33 protein-coding genes are annotated in these 18,040 nt (G+C 59.7%); 15 read left to right on the top strand and 18 right to left on the bottom strand.

Annotated features, from left to right (window positions below):
• From ACIPZC_RS20425 to ACIPZC_RS20355, 15 genes are all read right to left on the bottom strand, one after another.
• On the bottom strand, window positions 1–1,070 hold a 1,070-nt coding region (locus ACIPZC_RS20425), incomplete at its 3' end, for a terminase large subunit domain-containing protein (protein ID WP_400629153.1).
• A complete protein-coding gene (locus tag ACIPZC_RS20420) occupies window positions 1,067–1,612 on the bottom strand; it encodes a terminase small subunit (RefSeq protein WP_400629151.1) in 546 nt (181 codons plus the stop codon). The genes ACIPZC_RS20420 and ACIPZC_RS20425, both read right to left, overlap by 4 nt.
• Before the next feature lie 144 nt (window positions 1,613–1,756).
• Window positions 1,757–2,095 carry an HNH endonuclease gene (locus ACIPZC_RS20415; RefSeq protein WP_400629149.1) on the bottom strand — a complete coding sequence of 113 codons (339 nt, stop codon included), beginning with the start codon at window positions 2,093–2,095 and terminating at the stop codon, window positions 1,757–1,759.
• A complete protein-coding gene (locus ACIPZC_RS20410; protein ID WP_400629147.1) occupies window positions 2,095–2,412 on the bottom strand; it encodes a hypothetical protein in 318 nt (105 codons plus the stop codon). The genes ACIPZC_RS20415 and ACIPZC_RS20410 overlap by 1 nt, the downstream gene beginning before the upstream one ends.
• Entirely contained in the window at window positions 2,412–2,783 is a 372-nt protein-coding gene (locus ACIPZC_RS20405) for a chemotaxis protein (RefSeq protein ID WP_186702648.1), read from the bottom strand. Before ACIPZC_RS20405 ends, ACIPZC_RS20410 begins: the two co-directional genes overlap by 1 nt.
• Before the next feature lie 93 nt (window positions 2,784–2,876).
• Window positions 2,877–3,737 (bottom strand): hypothetical protein, encoded by an 861-nt coding sequence (locus ACIPZC_RS20400; protein WP_400629145.1) that lies wholly within the window; start codon window positions 3,735–3,737, stop codon window positions 2,877–2,879.
• The gene (locus tag ACIPZC_RS20395; protein ID WP_400629143.1) at window positions 3,738–4,424 is read right to left on the bottom strand and encodes a hypothetical protein; all 687 of its coding nucleotides are present in this window, start codon (window positions 4,422–4,424) and stop codon (window positions 3,738–3,740) included. It lies immediately after the preceding gene.
• 11 nt (window positions 4,425–4,435) lie between these two features.
• Window positions 4,436–4,753, bottom strand: coding sequence for a hypothetical protein (locus ACIPZC_RS20390; RefSeq protein WP_400629141.1), 318 nt, complete (start codon window positions 4,751–4,753; stop codon window positions 4,436–4,438).
• Window positions 4,750–5,070 carry a hypothetical protein gene (locus tag ACIPZC_RS20385; RefSeq protein WP_400629139.1) on the bottom strand — a complete coding sequence of 107 codons (321 nt, stop codon included), beginning with the start codon at window positions 5,068–5,070 and terminating at the stop codon, window positions 4,750–4,752. Before ACIPZC_RS20385 ends, ACIPZC_RS20390 begins: the two co-directional genes overlap by 4 nt.
• On the bottom strand, window positions 5,067–6,365 hold the full coding sequence (locus ACIPZC_RS20380; RefSeq protein WP_400629137.1) for a tyrosine-type recombinase/integrase: 1,299 nt from the start codon (window positions 6,363–6,365) through the stop codon (window positions 5,067–5,069). The genes ACIPZC_RS20385 and ACIPZC_RS20380 overlap by 4 nt, the downstream gene beginning before the upstream one ends.
• Window positions 6,362–6,790, bottom strand: coding sequence for a VRR-NUC domain-containing protein (locus ACIPZC_RS20375; RefSeq protein WP_400629135.1), 429 nt, complete (start codon window positions 6,788–6,790; stop codon window positions 6,362–6,364). Before ACIPZC_RS20375 ends, ACIPZC_RS20380 begins: the two co-directional genes overlap by 4 nt.
• Entirely contained in the window at window positions 6,787–7,083 is a 297-nt protein-coding gene (locus tag ACIPZC_RS20370) for a DUF1364 domain-containing protein (protein ID WP_400629133.1), read from the bottom strand. Before ACIPZC_RS20370 ends, ACIPZC_RS20375 begins: the two co-directional genes overlap by 4 nt.
• Before the next feature lie 2 nt (window positions 7,084–7,085).
• Window positions 7,086–7,898 carry an ATP-binding protein gene (locus ACIPZC_RS20365; RefSeq protein WP_400629131.1) on the bottom strand — a complete coding sequence of 271 codons (813 nt, stop codon included), beginning with the start codon at window positions 7,896–7,898 and terminating at the stop codon, window positions 7,086–7,088.
• On the bottom strand, window positions 7,888–8,745 hold the full coding sequence (locus ACIPZC_RS20360; protein WP_400629129.1) for a replication protein: 858 nt from the start codon (window positions 8,743–8,745) through the stop codon (window positions 7,888–7,890). The genes ACIPZC_RS20365 and ACIPZC_RS20360 overlap by 11 nt, the downstream gene beginning before the upstream one ends.
• 136 nt (window positions 8,746–8,881) lie before the next feature.
• The gene (locus tag ACIPZC_RS20355) at window positions 8,882–9,112 is read right to left on the bottom strand and encodes a YdaS family helix-turn-helix protein (RefSeq protein ID WP_081941230.1); all 231 of its coding nucleotides are present in this window, start codon (window positions 9,110–9,112) and stop codon (window positions 8,882–8,884) included.
• 30 nt (window positions 9,113–9,142) lie between these two features.
• Here ACIPZC_RS20355 and ACIPZC_RS20350 point away from each other — a divergent pair, with 30 nt between their 5' ends.
• The 7 genes from ACIPZC_RS20350 (at window position 9,143) to ACIPZC_RS20320 (ending at window position 12,658) form a co-directional block, all read left to right on the top strand.
• A complete protein-coding gene (locus ACIPZC_RS20350) occupies window positions 9,143–9,874 on the top strand; it encodes a LexA family protein (RefSeq protein WP_400629127.1) in 732 nt (243 codons plus the stop codon).
• 146 nt (window positions 9,875–10,020) lie between these two features.
• A complete protein-coding gene (locus ACIPZC_RS20345) occupies window positions 10,021–10,269 on the top strand; it encodes a DUF1654 domain-containing protein (protein ID WP_400629125.1) in 249 nt (82 codons plus the stop codon).
• A gap of 339 nt (window positions 10,270–10,608) precedes the next feature.
• A complete protein-coding gene (locus ACIPZC_RS20340; RefSeq protein ID WP_400629123.1) occupies window positions 10,609–10,779 on the top strand; it encodes a hypothetical protein in 171 nt (56 codons plus the stop codon).
• A gap of 224 nt (window positions 10,780–11,003) precedes the next feature.
• On the top strand, window positions 11,004–11,387 hold the full coding sequence (locus ACIPZC_RS20335) for a response regulator transcription factor (protein ID WP_400629121.1): 384 nt from the start codon (window positions 11,004–11,006) through the stop codon (window positions 11,385–11,387).
• A gap of 18 nt (window positions 11,388–11,405) precedes the next feature.
• A complete protein-coding gene (locus ACIPZC_RS20330; protein ID WP_400629119.1) occupies window positions 11,406–11,675 on the top strand; it encodes a hypothetical protein in 270 nt (89 codons plus the stop codon).
• Complete coding sequence (locus ACIPZC_RS20325; RefSeq protein WP_400629117.1) at window positions 11,672–12,217, top strand: hypothetical protein; 546 nt, start codon at window positions 11,672–11,674, stop codon at window positions 12,215–12,217. Before ACIPZC_RS20330 ends, ACIPZC_RS20325 begins: the two co-directional genes overlap by 4 nt.
• 81 nt (window positions 12,218–12,298) lie before the next feature.
• Window positions 12,299–12,658: a hypothetical protein gene (locus ACIPZC_RS20320; protein WP_400629115.1), complete on the top strand. Its 360-nt coding sequence runs from the start codon at window positions 12,299–12,301 to the stop codon at window positions 12,656–12,658.
• Here the strand turns inward: ACIPZC_RS20320 and ACIPZC_RS20315 are convergent.
• Window positions 12,655–13,410 (bottom strand): DUF4145 domain-containing protein, encoded by a 756-nt coding sequence (locus ACIPZC_RS20315; protein WP_400629113.1) that lies wholly within the window; start codon window positions 13,408–13,410, stop codon window positions 12,655–12,657. The genes ACIPZC_RS20320 and ACIPZC_RS20315 overlap by 4 nt on opposite strands.
• A gap of 108 nt (window positions 13,411–13,518) precedes the next feature.
• Between ACIPZC_RS20315 and ACIPZC_RS20310 the strand changes: the two genes are divergently transcribed.
• On the top strand, window positions 13,519–14,142 hold the full coding sequence (locus ACIPZC_RS20310; RefSeq protein WP_400629161.1) for a hypothetical protein: 624 nt from the start codon (window positions 13,519–13,521) through the stop codon (window positions 14,140–14,142).
• Window positions 14,143–14,170: 28 nt separating this feature from the next.
• On the opposite strand, the gene ACIPZC_RS20305 is transcribed toward ACIPZC_RS20310, so the two are convergent.
• Complete coding sequence (locus ACIPZC_RS20305; RefSeq protein ID WP_400629111.1) at window positions 14,171–14,734, bottom strand: hypothetical protein; 564 nt, start codon at window positions 14,732–14,734, stop codon at window positions 14,171–14,173.
• A 93-nt stretch (window positions 14,735–14,827) separates the two neighbouring features.
• Window positions 14,828–15,253, bottom strand: a complete 426-nt coding sequence (locus ACIPZC_RS20300; RefSeq protein WP_400629109.1) for a hypothetical protein — start codon at window positions 15,251–15,253, stop codon at window positions 14,828–14,830.
• 49 nt (window positions 15,254–15,302) lie between these two features.
• Here ACIPZC_RS20300 and ACIPZC_RS20295 point away from each other — a divergent pair, with 49 nt between their 5' ends.
• From ACIPZC_RS20295 to ACIPZC_RS20265, 7 genes are all read left to right on the top strand, one after another.
• Window positions 15,303–15,938: a hypothetical protein gene (locus ACIPZC_RS20295; protein ID WP_400629107.1), complete on the top strand. Its 636-nt coding sequence runs from the start codon at window positions 15,303–15,305 to the stop codon at window positions 15,936–15,938.
• Window positions 15,935–16,168 (top strand): hypothetical protein, encoded by a 234-nt coding sequence (locus tag ACIPZC_RS20290; RefSeq protein WP_400629105.1) that lies wholly within the window; start codon window positions 15,935–15,937, stop codon window positions 16,166–16,168. Before ACIPZC_RS20295 ends, ACIPZC_RS20290 begins: the two co-directional genes overlap by 4 nt.
• 273 nt (window positions 16,169–16,441) lie before the next feature.
• The gene (locus ACIPZC_RS20285; RefSeq protein WP_400629103.1) at window positions 16,442–16,765 is read left to right on the top strand and encodes a hypothetical protein; all 324 of its coding nucleotides are present in this window, start codon (window positions 16,442–16,444) and stop codon (window positions 16,763–16,765) included.
• Window positions 16,762–17,031, top strand: a complete 270-nt coding sequence (locus ACIPZC_RS20280) for a hypothetical protein (RefSeq protein WP_400629101.1) — start codon at window positions 16,762–16,764, stop codon at window positions 17,029–17,031. Before ACIPZC_RS20285 ends, ACIPZC_RS20280 begins: the two co-directional genes overlap by 4 nt.
• Window positions 17,028–17,411, top strand: a complete 384-nt coding sequence (locus tag ACIPZC_RS20275) for an ASCH domain-containing protein (RefSeq protein WP_159409701.1) — start codon at window positions 17,028–17,030, stop codon at window positions 17,409–17,411. Before ACIPZC_RS20280 ends, ACIPZC_RS20275 begins: the two co-directional genes overlap by 4 nt.
• On the top strand, window positions 17,408–17,815 hold the full coding sequence (locus ACIPZC_RS20270; RefSeq protein WP_400629099.1) for a DUF2591 domain-containing protein: 408 nt from the start codon (window positions 17,408–17,410) through the stop codon (window positions 17,813–17,815). Before ACIPZC_RS20275 ends, ACIPZC_RS20270 begins: the two co-directional genes overlap by 4 nt.
• Complete coding sequence (locus ACIPZC_RS20265) at window positions 17,812–18,039, top strand: hypothetical protein (RefSeq protein WP_400629097.1); 228 nt, start codon at window positions 17,812–17,814, stop codon at window positions 18,037–18,039. Before ACIPZC_RS20270 ends, ACIPZC_RS20265 begins: the two co-directional genes overlap by 4 nt.
• Window position 18,040 lies beyond the last annotated feature (1 nt).

Below are 18,040 nucleotides of genomic sequence, written 5' to 3'. Positions count from 1 at the left end.
ACGCCGATATCGATCACCTCGCAGCGCTCGATCAGGTCGTCCAGCGTGCGGCAGAGCTCAGAAGCCTGCTGTTCCCAAAAGTCGGTACCGGCCCAGCGGTCGGACAACAGCGCCAGGCCAATCTCGACGTTGAGGTGCTTGGCCAGGAAGCCGCGGAATGACTCTTCTCCGTCCATCTGGGCTTGGGCATAGCCCCGCTCGATGAACGGCTCATCTACAGACAGCCCCAGGTTCGGGTTAGTGATGTAGGCGTTCGAGAAATCCCGATGCGCCCCGGCGTCAAGCATCGCTTTCGGGAACTCGTACAGCACCGGCAGGAACGACTTGTCGACGATCTCGCCGTCGCGCACCTTGCGGGCGTACAGCAGCTTTTGCCGGAACACGCCGGCAGGCGGAGCATCGGATTGGGTCGTGGCCCAGATGATGAAGCCCTCGGGCCGGGAAGCCAGGCCGCCGGTAGCTTCGCGAAGCATCGCCTCGGCGTTTGCGCGCTTGCCGAAGACCCACAGTTCATCGACAAACACGCCGATGGCCTTCTTGCCAGACACCGTTTCGCTGTCGGCAGCCACCACCTTGAGGGTGGCGTTGGTCTGCCGGTGGGTCACGGTGCGCAGGTGGTCCTGCACCTTGAGTAGAGCATCGAGCTCTTCATCAGCCCTCACCATGTCGCGGATCGGGATGTAGGAGTTGTCAGCGATTTCCTTGGTCGGCGCCAGGATGATGAACTCACCCGAGGGCCGCCAATTCAGGATCAGTGCCGTGAGCATGATGCCGGCGGCGATTGTGGACTTTCCGTTCTTCTTGCTGATTAGCAGCATGAACTCGCTGACCAGGCGCCGGCCTTCGTCGGGGTCATACGCCCCAAAGATGGCGGCCACAAACTGGTTGACCCAGTCGCGCACGGTCTCGGACATCAGCGGGCTGCCAGTGGCATCGACCATGCGCAGCGCGCCGAACACCTCCAGGGCTTCTTCAGCCTCGGCCGGGAACAACGGGTTAAACGGGATGAGGCTCTGCCGGCTGACGATGCGCTGCTCCCAGTCGGGGCACGCAGTTGTCCACGCCATCATTTGACAGACCTCAGCGGGCCGCGGCGCGCGCCGAACTTGCCGGTGGATGCCTGCTCAGCCTTGGCTTGAGCCTGGTCCTTCTTACCGCTCTCCCCCTTGCGCGGATGCACGAAGGGCATCAGGGCCTTGGCTGCATCGACGCGCAGCTTCGGCTCGGACTCAAGGTCGTTCATCACCGAAAGCAGGAAGTCCTTCGGATCGCGGTGCAACAGCGCCTGCATGAGATCGAAACCGGCAGGCTCAGGGTCGGCCTGCTCGTCCTTCGCGACGTCCGATCCGGGCGCCGCCTCACTCATGGCGGACGCCTCGGGCGCATGTCTGGTTTTAACATGCGCTTTAACATCCGCTTTAACATCTGTTGGCATTAAGCCCAAGGCGCGGAGCTTGGCCAACTCGGCCGCCACGTCCTTATCCTTCACCAGCCGAGACCCCGCCGCAGACGCTGTCTTCTCGGAATAGCCAGCCGCCACAGCCGCGTCCCGATTGGACGCACCTTCCCTCAGCGCTGCGATGAATGCGCGCTTACGGGATGTTAAAGCCATTTAACAAAAATCCTGTGGGGGAAAAAAATCTGTGCGTGGGATCGGAGGCGGTCTAGCTACGTGAGAATCGCTATATTTTACCCTCCCCCCACCTAGCGGCACGTCACTGGCGTGCTGCGAACCCTTCTGGCGCCGATCGCGCCGTCAGCCAGCCAGGCCAGCAGCTTCCTCGGCCTGCTTGACCGAGTCGTGGCAGGGCTTGCACAGGGACTGCCAGTTACCCTGATCCCAGAAGAGATCCTTGTCGCCTCGGTGAGCGACGATGTGGTCGACGATGTTGGCGGCAGTCGTGCGACCTTGCCGAGCGCAGTACACGCACAGCGGGTTGTCCCGAAGATACTGCTCACGCGCCTTCTGCCAGCGATAGTCGTAGCCACGCTGGGAGCTGGTCATGCCGCTTCGCCAGCTACCAGGCGTTACCACCTTGACCCTTGAGCCTGCGCTCTCCCTTATGCGGGAGCCGAGAGTCTTGAGCCTGGCCATCACTGCGTCACTCGGTTGAGCGCTTCGTCGGCCTTGTCGGCTGCCTGGGTCGCGGTGGTAGCAGCCTTCGACGCCTTGGTCGCGGCGCTCTCTGCCTTGCTGGTGAGATCATCCAGGCGCTTATCACGCTCAGCCATGGCTGCGTCGTAAGCCTTCCGGATCTCATCAACTTGGTGAGATTGTGTGCTGACCATGGCCCAGTAAGCAGACTGCCAACCCAGAACTGCACCGCCTGCCATCAGCAGAACAGCGATGATCCAGACCTCAGCACGACGCCACCAGCGTCGGGCTATGAATTCCAATGCGCATTTGTCCATCACTTGGCCCCTCCAAGCTGGGCGCGGAGACGGGAAATCTCCTCACTCTGCGTGGTGACCTTGTCGGTCAGCTGCTCAACCTGCCGGGTCAGCGCGAGAATGTTGCCTTCAAGCCGGCCGACCGAGATCGCCAAATCGTTGCGCTCTTTGGCGAACTGATCAGCGCGGGCTTCTGCCAGCTTGCGGGCTTCGCGCTCGGAGTCGAGCAATTCATTCAAGCGGCGGACCGTGCCGATATCGGCGTTGTCCATGGCTCGGTCGGCGGCATCCTTCGAAAGGAACTTGCGCAGCCAAAGGAAACCACCCAGCAATACAGTGCCCGTTCCGCCCAGCCAGGTGGCTGTGCCTGGGCCGAGGTCGGTCGGGTCCATTTGAAACTCCAAAAAAAAAGCCCGCTATAAGCGGGCATTCTGGATCAGTGAATAGATGCTACTGTCACTTCTTCAATCGCAGCTCTGATCTTCTCAGCGACCCATTGAAGGCATCCACAGCGGCGAAACTGTTAGCGGCCCTATCTTTTGATAGCTCAGATCCCTCAAGGTCTTAACGTCTCGTATCGAGAAAGTATGTCCTACCTTGCCATCCGTTAACTTGGTAGTCAGTGCTTTGTCTCCATAGAAACCCAAGACTACTTCATCCTTAGTGCACCAATAGAATGCTTCCAGTTCAGCGCCTTTAGCACCGTATGCAGAAATCATCCAAGCCAGTATGACGACGATCAGAATCATGAATGGCGCCATCCTAGCTACCCGCCAGAATTTCTCATCCCGCGTCTCCAAAGGCCTTGCGACTTCCTCCTGCTCATTTCCTAACTCAGGAGGTGAAGGAGGATTCTTAAATAGGATAAAGAGAACTGCGATGAAGGCTAATCCCCCCCAAAATACTTTCCAGTAGGGGTTGCTGACCAAGTACACAAGCAGCAGAGACAACATTCCAACAGTGTGGACCACCGCGTACGCCCGGTGAATCCCCTTTAGCCAAACGAACCTTGTGGTTAGCGCTATCACGGCGACCATGGGTATCACCGATGGGTAGACTTTTAGAATGACATCGGCAAAGCCGAAGGATCCTAACTGAAGAAAATCAACCGGCGCGTTGAAATAACCAAGCCTCCCAACCTCATAGAGCGCAAGCACACCATAAGAAAATGGGCCCAGCACTGCGACCAGAGAGACTAGCGTTGTGAAGATAGATAACTCGAATTTTTTCGCGTTCACAAAAAAGCCCAACTTTGGCGGTTGGGCTTCTGCTGCACTCCTCAACACGCGCAGGAATGACAGGATGGGAATAATTTCGCTCAATCGCTCACTGATGTCAACAGGCAATCATGCCGCCTCTTTCATCAGCAGCCCCTCTGCTTCCAGAATCACCCTTACCTCAGCCAGTGCGTCATCGATCATGCCATCAAGTTTTTCGTTAATACCTTGCCTCCATCGACGGCGAGTGGGTTCCGGCGTGGCGTCGAGATCCCATGTGTTCATATCGTAGAAGCTGTCCGGCAAAATGATCACGTCCTCTTCGACTGCCTCGATCCGTTTCTTCGCTGCCTGGGTAGCGGCGACTGCGGCATTTACTGCGGCTTCCCGGCGCCAAGGCGACGCATCCAGCGGGATATCCACCGAAACAGATTGCGGCGCTTTGCGGCGTGCTCCCTTAAGCTTTGGGATGGCCCAGGCGGTCACCGCTTTGTAGATGAATAGTGTCGGCGCAGGGCTCGCGATGAGTGGCCGGATCAGCGTGATTGCCTGAACTTTCTTCGCCTTGTTGGTGCTGTACTTTGCGACCAAGGCATCCCAGTGCCTGCTATTGAGCATATGGTGCAGGCGCGCCGACAGCCAGTAATCGACCTGAGTGCGGTCGATGCCCCCAGATCGCCCGCCCAGTGATGCCAGGCAGCCACCCTCCTCCTCTGCCGATTTGTACAGCTTCTGCCAAGCTTGGGCCTTCGCCGAACCCTTCTCGCCCGCCGCCAGAGCGGCAACCACTGCACCCGATACGCTACTGTAAACCATGTCCTTCCCCCTCAATCGCCGGTGTAGTTGGTGCCGCCGGCGCCGCGCCGGTTGCTTCCCTGATATGTCGCCTCAGGCCCGGATACCTGAGGGTTCTTCAACTGCTCGATCTGCCGCAGCGCTGCCCGGAGCCTCATGCTGAGCTGTGTCACCAGTTCATCTAGGGCCAGGGCCTCGCCAGTTGCAGCCGCTACCCAGCCCGAGGCGTTGCAGTGGCCGCATGGCAGTTCGTGAAACAATCCCTTGGTGACCGCTCTCCCACGGCACAAGGGGCACTCGCCCAACTCAATAACGGCCTTCTTGAAGGCTGGGCCGTGGCTTTTCCTCATGCAGGCACCTTGAACAAGTGACACATCTCCTCAGCGTCAAGCTGAGGCACCTCATCGCCGCGCAGTGGGCGCAGGTGCTGCGGATCACAGCCGGCCAAGTTGCTGATCACCTTGCCGCCCTCGGCGTTACGCACCAGGTCGTTGCCGGTGACGATCCAAAGGCCCGGGGCATCCGCGTCGAAGTAACCGTCCTGGCAGAACACGGAGCAGAACGGCGGCACGAACTCCACCAGCTCGACCGATCGACCGATGTTCTCGGTCACGCTGAACGCTCCGGTGATCAAGGCGAGGTCGCCCGCTTTGAGGTTTTGAGTCATTTTGAATCCTCGCTAATTACAAATGCGGTAAGGTCGTTCGCCGCCACGGATGGCGTGGCCTCTGGCGAATTCTGCGAAATTTCAAATAAGGCCTTGGTAAGGCCGTGGATGGCTGCGAAGCCAACCTGATCAAGCCAGGCATGCCACTTCTCCAGGGCCGCGCGACGCTGCTGCATGGCCTGGGTGTGGATGTAAGTGCTGGCGATCTTGCCGAGCGTGTGGTTCAGCAGCATTTCGCCGATGTGACCGTCAATGCCGAGGTCGGTCCAGGTGCTGCGGGACACCTTGCGCAGGTCGTGGCTGGTCCATTCGCCCTGCCCCAGGCGGGTGAACACGGTGCTGGCCTGAGTTTCGCTCAGTGACAGGCCGCGACGGTTCGGGAACAGGTACACGCCCTCGTAGCCTCCGGCCTGCTGGATGGCCCGGTACCGGATCAGCAGCGCCTTCACCTGGGCGGTCAGTGGCAGACGGTGCTCGGTGCGGGTCTTGGTGTTCGCCGCTGGAATGAACCACTCAGCCGCCGGCAGGGAGATCTCGCTCCAGCGTGCCATGCGGGTCTCGCCGATGCGGGTGCCGTGGGCCAGCATCATCAGGGCTAGCATGGCGTCACCCGGGGCAACGTCGAAGGCCTGGGCCAGCTGCTGCATCAGGTCGGGCAGTTGCACGTCACGCAGCCGTGCTGCCTTGGGCAGGATCTTGGCCTTGGTAAAGTCGTTGAAGCGCATACCAGCCATTGGGTTGCGGTCGATCAAGCCCAGCTGCAGGGCTTGGCGGAATGCGGTCAGCAGCAGCGCGAACATCTGCCGCAGGTAGGACAGCGACACCTCTGCCTGGCACGGCCACATCAGCTGCTTGTCCAGCGCGTCGGCGGTCACTTCGACCAGGGCCAGTTCATCCAATCGCGGCTTGAGGTGCTGGGCGATGGCGGAACGGGCGCCGGCCTTGCGCTTGGCCGACAGCGAGCGGTCACGGGCCATGCGGTTGCCGTACCAGTCGAGCAGCTGCCCCACGGTGACCATGCCCGATAAGACCGGCGCAGTGGCCGGGGATCGCAGCAGCCGCTGACGCAGCGCGGGCAGCTCGGCCAGCACCGCCGATACGCTCAGATCGGGCCAGCGGGCCACCGGCACCCACTTCTTGCCGCGCACCAGGTGCCAGGTGCCGCGCTCTCGGTTGCTCCAGAAGCGCAGGTACAGGCCAGGGTGACGCGGGTCGCGCAGATCGCGCACCGACTTGTCGGCGGCCTGACGGCGCACTTCGGCCTCGCTCAGCTTCACTTCACGGGTCGCGCTCATGCGGCCACCGTCGCAGGCAGCAGCAGGTAGGCGCGGATGGCTTCGACGGCGTCGATGTTGCCCCGGCACACGATCGCCAAATAGCCCTGGTCGGCCAGCGCCTGCAGGTAGGCGTCTTGGCTGGGCGAGACCGGGGCATCGAACGGCGGCATGGCCTTGAACTCGATGTACAGGCCAAAGTAGCCGCCGCGCGCCATCGGCAGCACCAGGTCGGGCACGCCGGCCTTCACACCCTGCCCTTTCAGCTTGGCTGCCACGGCCTTGACCCGGTGACCGCCATTCGGCACGTGGTAGATCAGCTTGTAGGCCTGCGGGTAGCGCAGCTGCAGCTCCTGCATCAGCGCGGCCTGCTCCTGCCCTTCCCGGTCGAGGGGCTTTGCGCGGGCCTGTTTGGCCTTGAACGGGCGAAGGGCGGGAGCATTCATGCGACCAGCACCCCCTCGTGGATCAGCAGCGCCTGGGTGCGCATGACGCCCTCGGCGTGGTACTGGCGGGCGGTATCGCGGTCCACGGCCCGGCTGCGGCCGTCACAAGCGTCATGGCAGGCACTGCAGGACCAGGCGCCCTGCAGGTCGTGCGGCTTCTTGCCTACGCCGCAGGTGCCCGCCAGACGGTAATGCGCCAGCACCGTGGTCTCCGGGTTGCCGTTGCAGACACCCGGGATGCGCACCTGGCATTCCCGCCCGCGCGCAGCCTTGGTCAACTTGCTTTGCCGCATGGTCAGATCTCCTTCTCGCCGCGGTGTGATTCCCATTCAAAAGGCACGATCACCCCGCCGCCTTCGCGCAGGCGGTCATAGCACCGCTCGCCCATGGCGTGGCGCAGTTGGCCGGCCTCCAGGTTGGAGATCACCACCGTGGGGCGCATCTGCTCGTAACGCCCGTTGATGATCGAAAACAGGGTGGTCAGCTCGAACTCGCTCGGTTGCTCCTTGCTGACCCCGACCTCGTCCAGCACCAGCAATGACGGCTCGATCAGGCTGGACAGGATGTCGGCCTCGGACTGCTCACTGTGGCGGTCGTAGGTCGCCCGGATGGATTGCAGAATCGCGCCAACGGTCCGGTAGACGGCGGTGGCCGGAGTGTTGCGCATCAGCTCGTTGGCCATGCCGGCACCCAGATGGGTCTTGCCGGTGCCGACCTTGCCCAGCAGCATCAAGCAACGACCGGTACGCTCGATCTCTTCGAATGCGGCCACGTAGCGAGTGCAATAGGCCAGGGCCTTCCGCTGCCCTTCGTGGTCGACGCGATAGTTGGCCAGGGTACGATCAACGAAACGCTTCGGGATCAGCGCGGACCCCAACTTGCGGGTCATCGCCTCGCGCTTCAGGCGGGTTTCCTCGGCCTGCTGCTTCGCCTCTCGTTCGACAATGGCGGCCTTCTCGCACGCAGGGCAGCGCCCAACGATTTCGCGGCCCATGAGCATGGTCACGCGCTGCTCGAAGTCGCCGTGATGCTCGCAGTGCGCAGGCTGTACGCGGAAGCCGGCGGCGTTTCGCACCTCGGACATGGTGATCACCGATTCAGATCGCATAGGTACCGTCCTCGCGCTCGGTCAGGCCGCCGGTGTAGTCGCGGTCACTGAAACCGTGGTGGCGGCTGTTGGGATTGGACTTGGCAGGCAGCTGGGCGGCGATACGCTTGGTCACCCAGTCCACTTCGAACCCGCGCCAGCCGTTCTCGACGGCGACCTCCAGGGCTTGGGCTGGCTGGATACCGAATGCCTTGCACTGCTTCAGCTTGGTGTTCAGGGCGGACCAGATACGGGCAGTCACCGGGGCTTTGGCAGCCTTTCGGACAACCAGGTAGTCATCGATCAGCGACTCATCGAGGCCGTGGGGGTTGTCGGCCAGCATCGCTGCTTTGCCGAACGGTGCCTTGCGCTCAGACTTGGCCGGAGCATCCGGCGATTCGCTGGGGGGGCATGTAATATCTTCCGTAGGAAGATTTACATAGGGGGTTAGATTCTTAGAATAAAGAAGGGACTCGGCGGTTTTGGTCTGTTTCGACTCTTCGCCGATTCGGACCACTTGAGCCGAGTCGGATGTTTTGGTCTGTTTCGGCTCGGTGACATAGACCCAGTCTTTCGGGTCATTCACGCCTATGTCGCCCCGGGCGCCGCCCTCACGGAACAACACGCGACGACGCAGCAGGCTGGAGACCGCCTTGGAGACCGTGTCTGGATGAGCGTTGATGGCCTTCGCAATGTCGGTGGCCGGGATGCGCTGAGCGCCAGCACCGAAGTTGATGGTGGCCTTGGCCACGTACAGCACAATCTTCATCTCCCGAGCTGGGAGATCGATAGCCAGCAGGCCATCCATGAGCTGGTTGTCCATCCGGGTGAACCCCCTGGACTTGTCAAGTGGGACGATGTTTGTCATGCTTAAACCCGTTCTGAAGCTGTAGAGAAAGCCGCCCTGCCAGGCGGTTTTTTTTCGTCTGCGATTCCGGTACTGGATGGATTCGCAGGTGTTTCGGCCATCTACTGGCGGAACGCCACAAGACGGATAATGCTCATCACGAAGCGGCCTTATCCTCAGATGGATACAGGTCTGGTCTCAGCTGATGGCGTGTTACTTGCCCCCCAACAGCCTTCTCGAAGGGAATGACCAGATCGGCTGGCACCTTCTGGTTGCGGTGAACGCATTGCCAGATGCGCGGCTGGCTCGTATTGCATCGCCTGGCTAGCTCTGCCTGGCCACCGGCCAAGCGCACCACCTCGTCAATTGGTCTTTCTGTATTCGGCATGTCTGAGTGCCTCAATGGATCGTGCACCCGATGATAACTCAAGTTATAGATAAGGCAAACACATGTTATTTGATGGCTAATAACGTGTGTTTTACCCTTGCAGACATGAACAAACCTTCCGAAATGCTCAAAGACCGCATCCTCGAGCGCCGCACGGCGCTAGGGCTAAGCCAGGCTCAGTTGGCCGAGAAATCTGGGGTAAGCCAGGTCACCATTCAGCACCTCGAGAGTGGTCGGAATTCGACTTCCAAGAAGCTGCTCGACATTGCGCGGGCGCTTGGGGTTACAGCCGAATGGCTGGCGTCCGGGGAAGGACCTCGCCGCGAGCCCAGCAATGTTCAACCGGTGAGCCAACAGCCCGAGTCGTTCCGCTATCCGGTGATCAGCTGGGTGGCTGCAGGGGCATGGGCCGAGGCAGTAGAGCCATTCCCGCCTGGATACTCCGATCGATATGAGATGTCAGATTACGACTCCAAGGGGGTCGCATTCTGGCTGGAGGTGAAGGGTGACTCGATGACCTCTCCGGTTGGTACGAGCATTCCCGAGGGAATGCTGATCCTTGTTGATACAGAAGCCGAAGCGATACCCGGCAAGCTGGTAGTGGCCAAGCTAGCCGACAGCAATGAGGCGACCTTCAAGAAGCTGGTTGAGGATGGAGGCCGACGCTTCCTCAAGCCACTCAACCCAGCCTACCCCACGGAGATGTGCCTAGAAGGCTGCCGAATTGTGGGCGTAGTGGTGAGAGCGACGATCAAGCTCTAACACCACCACCCACCAACGCCCGGTACATGCCGGGCTTTTTTTCGCCTACTGAAAAGAGCCGGCGGTAAAGAATCTCCCCCGGGGTATTGAAAAGTCCTACCGCACACGATAACTGTATACATATACAGTACAAGGAGTTTCATACCATGTTTCAGCTTGCCTTCTCGCACTCCCCTTCCCTGTCCTATGAGCGGCTTGGCTACCGCATCCAACAAGCGATCTCATCTCCACACGTTCAGAAAAGGCAGTGCGTCGAGGTTCGACCAAACCATGACGAATCCCCTGCCGACTGGCGCCGGCTGATCGCCGACCTGGAGGAGACCTCAGGAATCAAAGTAGAGACCCTGGAATCAGGTCTGATCAGGATCGGATGGCGAGAATTCACCGAATCATAAACACCTGCCCGCTGATCGCGGGCTTTTTTTGGTCGGATTTATAACTTGAGTTATTGACAATGCAAAAACCTAGGTTATGATTCGATCCATAACACAGGTTATAGGCAGCTACGGCAGCCACCGCTCTTTACACAACTCGACACCCGTCACCCTCAGCGGCACATGAGGGCAGCAGCTGCTTCACGCAGTGAGCTGGGTTCAGGTAACCAAGTGGCGCGCATGCCAATGCGGGGAAGCGCGTAGCCCAGAGAGCGATGGGCGCCTGGATCACTTCGATTTCACTGGCTGGCCTTGGCGACAGGGCCAGACGGGAAATCAACCGCCCTGGAGGGCAAGACGATGAGCAGACCACATTACTTGTTCGAATTGGATGATCCGGCGGCAACCGATGCTGATTACGAGGACGGCACAGGCCCTGGCAAGTACAAGGTTTACGGATGGCGCGGCGAGATCATCGACGTAGTTGAAACTCTTGAAGAAGCCGAATCGCTGGTTGCCGCCAATTCATGAACAACCAGCGCCACGTCAGCCTGACGATAACTGCCCGATCTACCTGGTTCCCCATCACCAGGCTGCATCGGCGTGTGATCTGAATGCGGAGGCTGATCCGCGGACGCGTTTCAAACAAGCCGGGAGTTTGAGCCTAGGGCTGATACCTAAGGCAGGCGGACACCCCGAGCCGGAGATAAGCGCCGGCCAGATCACACACCAATGCAGCCCACCGAGGACACTTCATGGAAACGATCACTTGCGGCTCATGGATTGGCCAGCTCGGCAAGGCGCTGGCTCCCCGTGAGCTCGAAGCACTGCTGTGGGTGGCTCAAGGCCTCACCACAAAGGAAATCGCCCGCGAGATGGCGGTCAGCCCGGGCACCGTGGCCAACCGCATCGAAGCAGCGCTGTTCAAGCTCGAAGCCGGCCGCCGCATCGAGGCGGTCACCAAGGCCATGCGCCAACAGATCATCAGCCCGCTCTGCATCATGCTCGCCAGCCTCATCGCCATGCATGCGGTGATCGACGACAGCGACCCGATGCGCCGCGATCGCCGGGCGCCCGAAAGGCGCACCGCACAAGTTCGAATCGTTCGCCGGGCCGAGGCCCTGGAACTTCACGCCTGACCAACCCGAGGATGCACCATGCACACAGCAATGCACCCTGCTTTCGAGCAGAAGCTTGCCGTGCTCGCGGCCCTGCTCGAGCGCAGCAAGTCAGCAAGGATCGAGGCCCACGCCAAGGTCGGCCAGCCCGCCCCGCGCTTTCAGGCGTCGAACAAGGGCAGCACCTGGGATGTAGTTGAGATCGCGACAGGCGCAGTTCATGGCTTCGCGTACACCTACCAGGCAGCCATGCGGTTTGTGGATGCGATGGAGGCAGGCGCAGCGACAAAGCGGGGTGGCCTGCAGTGAACCGCACACCAATCCTCGATCATCGTGAAGCGGTGCTAGCCCAGCTCAATGCGAGCATCGACAGCTTCTTCAGCCAGGGTGGCACGGTGCAGACCCTACCGGGTTATGAATACGTGCCGCACCGGCAGCATCGCGACTTGGAGCCTATCCGCGCCTCGTCTGAGCGCGCAGAACCCAAGATGACCAAGCGCCAAAAGCAGCTGGCCGAGCTCCGCAAGCTTGCCGCGACCATGTGCTACGCCGAAGCGATGGCGCACACCGGACTTTCACAGTCAGCACTGAGCCGTGCAGCCGCAGACGGTGGCTTTCACTTCCAGCCCAACCCCAATCGTGGCAAGGGCAACAAGGGTAAGAAACTCACCGACCCAGTTAAAGATCGGGCCCTGGCCGAGCGTATCACCGCCGCCCGCGATGCCGGCCTGACCATGGCCCAAGTCGTTCGCCAAATGGACATTTCCTACAAGCTGCTACATCGAATCCTGGATGAGTTCGGGATCAGCTTCCCGACCACCGCCGAAAAGCGAGCGAAAGGCATAGCATGAAACGCATCACCGCGCGTGTCCGGCACGGCCGGCGCCAGCAGCACATCAATCTGCCGCCCAGCGGCTTGGGAGGTATCGGCAATGTCCGAGGAGAAGACCGGAGCCGCGAAGCATTCAGCGGACTACCGTGCCCGCGAGAAGGCGAAGGCCGAGAAGCTGGGAATCGAGGGCATCATCATCACGATGCCGGCAGGCATCAAGAAAGCGCTCACCGCTGAACTCAAGCGCCACGGCTACAAGCAGGTGCAGGAGCTATGGCAGGACCTGGCCCTATCGTGGATTGCTCAGGATCGCGAGGAGCGGGCGCGTCGTCTTGAACGGCCTGACGCGCCAGCTTTTTACATCTCGCCAAGACTAGCGCAACAGTTCGAAGAAGCGAGCAGGGCCGAGCTTAGGCGCGATCCTGGCGACGAGTTCACGCCCCCAATGCAGGGTACTTAACTATGCCTGCCCACAGGCCCCTTGGCACTGTTGATTCGCTTCGCCAGCTCCCGCGCCTTGAGCCGGGTTTCACTATACAGTTCCTCCAGCAGCAAATTCATAACCTCAAAGGCATCCAGGGCATCAGATCTTGAGAGGTAGGAATCCGAATGGCTGCCGTGGTTACCAAGCCACCTGATCGCGTCAAAAAGCGCCTTAACCGAATCCTTATCGGCAGGAAGTTTGTTGATCCGATCAGAAAACCTCAGGTAGCCCCCGTCGGTTTTTTTCAGGTCAATTTTCAGGTCAGTCAGGATCTCCTCAGCTGCTGCGCGAAGGCTGTTACAGCAAGAGTCTGGTTGGCAGAAGTAAAGCTCACACGCAGCCCAAATCCTGTCTTTGACCAGCGAAGGTGTTTTTTCGGGACAACTCACAAGCTTCAGCGAAGGAAAGAAGAATCGGGGATTAAAGTATTCCACCCACTTACTTTCCCACTCACCGTTGAAATCGATCTCGTGCTCGATCTCGACGCCGCCGGCCCCCGTTACAAACACAACTTCTGCGCAGCTTGTGCAAACCAATTTTCCGCTGAAAATCAGCTCTATAACATCAGGATTAGAACCATAGTCCTGATCTTTTTTCGATGCCTCGGTCTGACGACTTTGCAGCCCGCCATCGACCTTCAGTATGCCCGCTTCGCAATGAGGGCAGCCGTAGGGTGGAACGGTAGATGCCGTGAACGCATATTCCAGCTGTTTACGTTTCAGTTGCATTGCTCGACACGCCCTCAAGGTTCGAAGCGCCGAATAGATCACAAATACGGCCACTTGGCCACCATGCCGCATCCGGCCACGGAGGGCGGCGCATGCATGGAGAAAGCCATGAGACAGTTCTACCTACAGGACAGCCGCGGCAACACCGGTGACGGACTCATGTTCTGGGCCTTGGGCGGCGGCTACACCACCGACCTGGACCGGGCCGAACTGTTCACCAAGGAGCAGGCCTGCGGACACAGGGAGACAGACATCCCGTGGCCAAAGGATTACGTCGACGCCCGCGCCCACCTCGGCGTTGACCACCAGTACATCAGCCAGGACGAAGCCCGCGATCAGCTGAGCCCGGGATGCATCGTCGTCCTGCAGATCCCGGGGCACTGGAACGGGAACGACATCGCATTGGCACATTGGCCAATCGGCCACACCTACCGATTCGAAAAGGCCCACCGCCTCACACTTGAGGCCGCCCAGGCGATCGGCAATACGCCAGAGGAGGCAGTGATCTGGCCCTTGTCTTACCTTGAGGGCAGGGCCAGGCGCCTGGTGCACAAGCGGGACGTGAATATCAAAGAGGCCCTGCAAGGCACCGGTATCAAAATGGCGGTGCCGAGGAAGCAGCGCAAGCCCTGGGAGCGGCCGCTCAACTGCCACGGCTGCGGACGCTTCATCAGCTGGGACCGCCGATTCCTCAACGACTGTCAGAACTGCGGCGCAAACAACTGCCCATGACACGTCGGCACCGCAAGCCTCTTAGAGCCTACGCCTTAAAGGAGTCCTCTATTTCGGAGTGGATTCCGTTCCCCATTACAACGTTTCCGGCGTGAAGGGAGCCGCTACCGTCATCGATTGCGAAAGCCACGGCGTATTTCAACAATATTCCGCGAAGTTCGGCTAACTCAAAGGGATCTGAGGGTTGCTTAACTAAAATCGTGCCAGCTCCAGCACCTTCGACTAATTTCGGGCTGCTTCGAATGAGCACTTCATAGCCTGCTAATTTAGCCATGAGGCTCTCGTAACCACCAATGATAGCGCCGTTTCGAGCCAGTCGCGCATGCACAGTCCATACAGCTGCGTAGTTAGCAATAACAGCATCAGGAGGGGATTTTTCCTGCCATTGATCACCTGGGCGACTTTCAATCCAAAATGGGCCTTCCCCAAAGAAATCAGAATGCTTATCTGCGATGTGCGCTACCTCATAAGCAGACTTTATCGTCGAGCCTATTTCGAACACAGGGGTTGTGATCGAGACAACGAACAGTGAAGCGGCTGCCAGTTTTCTCAAGTAATCCAACAGGTCCTTTTTTTCAACCTTCTCTCTCATCCGCACCTCCATTTTTGTCGAACTATATTCTCGAGATATTTCCACAACTACAACAAATTAGCTGTTCGCCGGCCCCTGCAAATGGAATAACTTTTACTTGGGCCAGGCCGAAAGAATCCCTATGGCGATGCCACCCAGGCCTGTCAGGGCGGTAAATCGAAAAGTCCACGCTTCTCGACGATGCTTCTGTTCCTCTCTAATAGCTGTACGCACGGTCTGGATCCCCTTCTCAGTAAGGTACTTAGGCTGCCTCGGATCATCGTCCCAATCAACTTGCGCGTACATAGAGCGGTCGTCGAGAGGCGGCATGGGCACGATCAAATCATCCGCTACAGAGCGCAGATAGCTTGTGAGGATGATCATGCGCCATTCATAAAGGCGGTCCGCCTGCCTGTAAAATTCTTCTAACTGACCGCTTTCATGGGCCGCTTCGGTGTTTGATGGTCGATTCAGTTCGTGCTTTAACGCCGCTCTCGCCTGTCTGCGCAGATCGATTCGGTACTGAATGAAATTTAGCATCAAGACTCCCTCCTTTGAATTCAGCGAACTATAGCCGCGAGGTATCCCCATGCCCACAGAAAACCGATCCAGCAACACCGAGATGGTCAGCGTGCCCGAAGGGTTCATGCTAGTAGAGCGCAGCATCTGGACAGAGCAGCAGGTCGAGGCCGCCACAGCGTGCATCGCTCGGCTGAAGGGTGTGCCAGGCATGCGCGACTGTGACTTGGCGATGGCTGCCATAGATGCCGCCCAGTGCAAAGCGCCCGATATCGCCCTGTCCGACCTACTTCCAGCCCCGGAGCCCCACCCCGAGCCTATAGCCTGGATGGTTGGTACTGCCTTCTGGTGGACCGAAGGAGAGGCAGAGCGGGATGCGGCGGATACTGGGCTGCCGATTGTTGGGCTGGGCCCGATGACCTGTGCCACTGAGGTTGAGCGGCTGCGGGTAGAGCTTGGCTACATGCGGGAGGAGCGAGACGACCTGAGCGCCAAGCTCGATCGGTTCTACTCGCGAAGCCACGGGATCAGGAACCTCTCGGCGATTGAGCAGCTGAACGACAAGCTGGCCGAGCGGGATGCGCTGCTGCGCGACTTCCTCGAAGTTGCAACCAGCGGCTTCTCGGATAGCGATCACGTACTGCGCGTGCGACGCCACCTCGAAACCTTCCTGTCCGACAGCGCAGATCCTGGGGCGAAGTCGTGAAGACCCACTTCGCACCATTCACCGACCTGGAAGACGTTGAGCAAGCGCCCTGCGGCACCTGGCTCGGGGAGTCCTCCGAGCTGTCAGGAGACTGGGCCATGGTCGATTGCCAACTCTGCAAGAAGCGCCGGGACAGGATCATCGCTGCCGCCGCTGATGAAGAGCGCTTCATCGTCGAGCAGATGGGCGACATGGCGGCCTTCATGCGCGCGGTGGATTCAGCCCCGTAAGAGAACATCTGTACTCCCCAGCTGTAACCCCTCTCCCCTCTATTCACTGCCGCGATATGGCGGCCAAGGGGTCAGCTGCGTGCTCGCTTCACAACTCCGGCGGCTATGAACGCGGCGCCCGGTATCCAGAGGCCTGGATTCGATGTGCCCAGGCCAACAGCAACAAGCGCAATTCCGACAGCAAACATAAGCGTTATCCCTCACTAGAAGATCCATTTCAACACTCGCCCATTTAAGCACAAGCCGGTCGCAGGAGCGGCCAAGGACGAAGTCATGCCTGAAGAAAGTCAACTGATTCAGCCGGTAGCCATTGAGCGTGATGAGCACGGCTTCTGGACTCACCCTGCGTGGCCATCCACGGACGAGGAGTTGATTCCCTATGCCTGGTTCTATGATCGCGGCTTGGAGCTAAAGCAGGTTGATTTCGAGTACGACGCACCCGAAACACTGCAGGCAGCCTGGTACCACGACGGAACGGCAGATTGCACCAAGTGGAATCCTTCGCAACCTGCGGGTGATGGCTGGTTCATCTTTTCCATCCATGACACTGAGGACGGCCCAATCTGCGTATGGGTTCGCCACAAGGTGCAGCCATGACCCGCTTCGCCCTCTGCCTCCTGCTGCTGGCCACCGGCGCCAGCGCAGACCCACGCGAAACACGAGGCATGCCCTACGTGTTCCAGGTGTTTCACGACGACCAGCGTGCAGTGACGTGCTGGTCCTACTCAGGCGGCCTGAGCTGCATCCCCGACAGCCAGCTGCAGGCCGACAACCAGCGCCAGCTCTCCCCGCACGAAACACAACCCGAACCTACACCCGCGCAGGCGCCTGGGCGCTGGATTGATGAGAGGTATCAGCTGTGAAGGCACTTTCAATCAGACAGCCGTGGGCCTGGCTGATCATCAGCGGTGGCAAGGACATCGAGAATCGAACCTGGCACACGAAGTTCCGAGGTCGTTTCTTGGTACACGCTGCCAATGGCATGACCCGTCGAGAGTTTCTTTCAGCGTTTGATTTCATGGCCAGCAGAGGTATCAAGCCGCCCTTCCCGGTGCCGCCTGACAACCTGTTGCGAGGCGGAATCATTGGCTCAGTCGAGCTTATCGACAGCGTCGATCACAGCGAATCGCCCTGGTACATGGGCGAGAAAGGGTTCGTGCTGCGCGATCCAAAGCCGCTTCCGTTTGTCCCGATGAAGGGGCGGCTAGGATTCTTTGATGTGCCCAGCGAGGTGCTGGCATGACCAACCTCATCGAAGTGAAGACGGCCGACTTAGCCGGCGAGGCGCTTGGCTGGGCTGTCGGGAAGGCCGAGGGGCTGGACCTGGAATTGGTCCCGCCGCAGTACGGCAATTCATGGCGGGTATTCGCCCGGTACCGGGGTCAGGCCATCGAACACACCAAGCGCTACAACCCATGGGAAGACTGGGCGCTGGGCGGGCCGTTGATTGAGCCGAACAGGATCAAGCTGACCCCGTACTCGGACAAAGGCTGGTACGCGGACAGGATTTTCTCAGAACAGGATTCGGCTGCCGGGTCTGTGGATTGGTGCGGCTTCGGACCCACCCCGCTGGTAGCGGTCTGCAGGGCGCGCGCTGAAGGGAAGCTCGGCGATACCGTACAGGTGCCCAAGGAGCTGATGCCATGACCGTCTTCATCATGGAATATCGCGTGATCGGCTTCTCTCCTGCCCTGGCCATGCATCCAAACCCGCGGACAGGAAGGCGCACGTTCTTCGTCAACTCGGATGATCTCGGTACCGACGACATCAACGCCGTTGTCGAAGCGGCCCGTGCGCCAGAAAACACGCCGAAAGGCTACCAGCTCTTCTGCGTCAAAGACCGCGACGCGGGCACGGAGGTGCGCCCATGAT

It is taken from the genome of Pseudomonas sp. NPDC089743, from assembly GCF_044748785.1.
In the GTDB taxonomy this organism is placed as follows: Bacteria; Pseudomonadota; Gammaproteobacteria; order Pseudomonadales; family Pseudomonadaceae; genus Aquipseudomonas; species Aquipseudomonas putida_X.
The sequence above is the reverse complement of the archived record's forward strand: the minus strand, read 5'-3'. Positions and strand labels throughout refer to the sequence as shown.

Excerpts from the sequence above, each read along its gene's own strand:
- ACIPZC_RS20420 (WP_400629151.1), bottom strand. The coding sequence starts at position 1,612 with ATGGCTTTAACATCCCGTAAGCGCGCATTCATCGCAGCGCTGAGGGAA.
- ACIPZC_RS20415 (WP_400629149.1), bottom strand. The coding sequence starts at position 2,095 with ATGGCCAGGCTCAAGACTCTCGGCTCCCGCATAAGGGAGAGCGCAGGC.
- ACIPZC_RS20410 (WP_400629147.1), bottom strand. The coding sequence starts at position 2,412 with ATGGACAAATGCGCATTGGAATTCATAGCCCGACGCTGGTGGCGTCGT.
- ACIPZC_RS20405 (WP_186702648.1), bottom strand. The coding sequence starts at position 2,783 with ATGGACCCGACCGACCTCGGCCCAGGCACAGCCACCTGGCTGGGCGGA.
- ACIPZC_RS20395 (WP_400629143.1), bottom strand. The coding sequence starts at position 4,424 with ATGGTTTACAGTAGCGTATCGGGTGCAGTGGTTGCCGCTCTGGCGGCG.
- ACIPZC_RS20390 (WP_400629141.1), bottom strand. The coding sequence starts at position 4,753 with ATGAGGAAAAGCCACGGCCCAGCCTTCAAGAAGGCCGTTATTGAGTTG.
- ACIPZC_RS20385 (WP_400629139.1), bottom strand. The coding sequence starts at position 5,070 with ATGACTCAAAACCTCAAAGCGGGCGACCTCGCCTTGATCACCGGAGCG.
- ACIPZC_RS20380 (WP_400629137.1), bottom strand. The coding sequence starts at position 6,365 with ATGAGCGCGACCCGTGAAGTGAAGCTGAGCGAGGCCGAAGTGCGCCGT.
- ACIPZC_RS20375 (WP_400629135.1), bottom strand. The coding sequence starts at position 6,790 with ATGAATGCTCCCGCCCTTCGCCCGTTCAAGGCCAAACAGGCCCGCGCA.
- ACIPZC_RS20370 (WP_400629133.1), bottom strand. The coding sequence starts at position 7,083 with ATGCGGCAAAGCAAGTTGACCAAGGCTGCGCGCGGGCGGGAATGCCAG.
- ACIPZC_RS20365 (WP_400629131.1), bottom strand. The coding sequence starts at position 7,898 with ATGCGATCTGAATCGGTGATCACCATGTCCGAGGTGCGAAACGCCGCC.
- ACIPZC_RS20360 (WP_400629129.1), bottom strand. The coding sequence starts at position 8,745 with ATGACAAACATCGTCCCACTTGACAAGTCCAGGGGGTTCACCCGGATG.
- ACIPZC_RS20355 (WP_081941230.1), bottom strand. The coding sequence starts at position 9,112 with ATGCCGAATACAGAAAGACCAATTGACGAGGTGGTGCGCTTGGCCGGT.
- ACIPZC_RS20350 (WP_400629127.1), top strand. The coding sequence starts at position 9,143 with ATGATAACTCAAGTTATAGATAAGGCAAACACATGTTATTTGATGGCT.
- ACIPZC_RS20345 (WP_400629125.1), top strand. The coding sequence starts at position 10,021 with ATGTTTCAGCTTGCCTTCTCGCACTCCCCTTCCCTGTCCTATGAGCGG.
- ACIPZC_RS20340 (WP_400629123.1), top strand. The coding sequence starts at position 10,609 with ATGAGCAGACCACATTACTTGTTCGAATTGGATGATCCGGCGGCAACC.
- ACIPZC_RS20335 (WP_400629121.1), top strand. The coding sequence starts at position 11,004 with ATGGAAACGATCACTTGCGGCTCATGGATTGGCCAGCTCGGCAAGGCG.
- ACIPZC_RS20330 (WP_400629119.1), top strand. The coding sequence starts at position 11,406 with ATGCACACAGCAATGCACCCTGCTTTCGAGCAGAAGCTTGCCGTGCTC.
- ACIPZC_RS20320 (WP_400629115.1), top strand. The coding sequence starts at position 12,299 with ATGTCCGAGGAGAAGACCGGAGCCGCGAAGCATTCAGCGGACTACCGT.
- ACIPZC_RS20315 (WP_400629113.1), bottom strand. The coding sequence starts at position 13,410 with ATGCAACTGAAACGTAAACAGCTGGAATATGCGTTCACGGCATCTACC.
- ACIPZC_RS20310 (WP_400629161.1), top strand. The coding sequence starts at position 13,519 with ATGAGACAGTTCTACCTACAGGACAGCCGCGGCAACACCGGTGACGGA.
- ACIPZC_RS20305 (WP_400629111.1), bottom strand. The coding sequence starts at position 14,734 with ATGAGAGAGAAGGTTGAAAAAAAGGACCTGTTGGATTACTTGAGAAAA.
- ACIPZC_RS20300 (WP_400629109.1), bottom strand. The coding sequence starts at position 15,253 with ATGCTAAATTTCATTCAGTACCGAATCGATCTGCGCAGACAGGCGAGA.
- ACIPZC_RS20295 (WP_400629107.1), top strand. The coding sequence starts at position 15,303 with ATGCCCACAGAAAACCGATCCAGCAACACCGAGATGGTCAGCGTGCCC.
- ACIPZC_RS20285 (WP_400629103.1), top strand. The coding sequence starts at position 16,442 with ATGCCTGAAGAAAGTCAACTGATTCAGCCGGTAGCCATTGAGCGTGAT.
- ACIPZC_RS20280 (WP_400629101.1), top strand. The coding sequence starts at position 16,762 with ATGACCCGCTTCGCCCTCTGCCTCCTGCTGCTGGCCACCGGCGCCAGC.
- ACIPZC_RS20270 (WP_400629099.1), top strand. The coding sequence starts at position 17,408 with ATGACCAACCTCATCGAAGTGAAGACGGCCGACTTAGCCGGCGAGGCG.
- ACIPZC_RS20265 (WP_400629097.1), top strand. The coding sequence starts at position 17,812 with ATGACCGTCTTCATCATGGAATATCGCGTGATCGGCTTCTCTCCTGCC.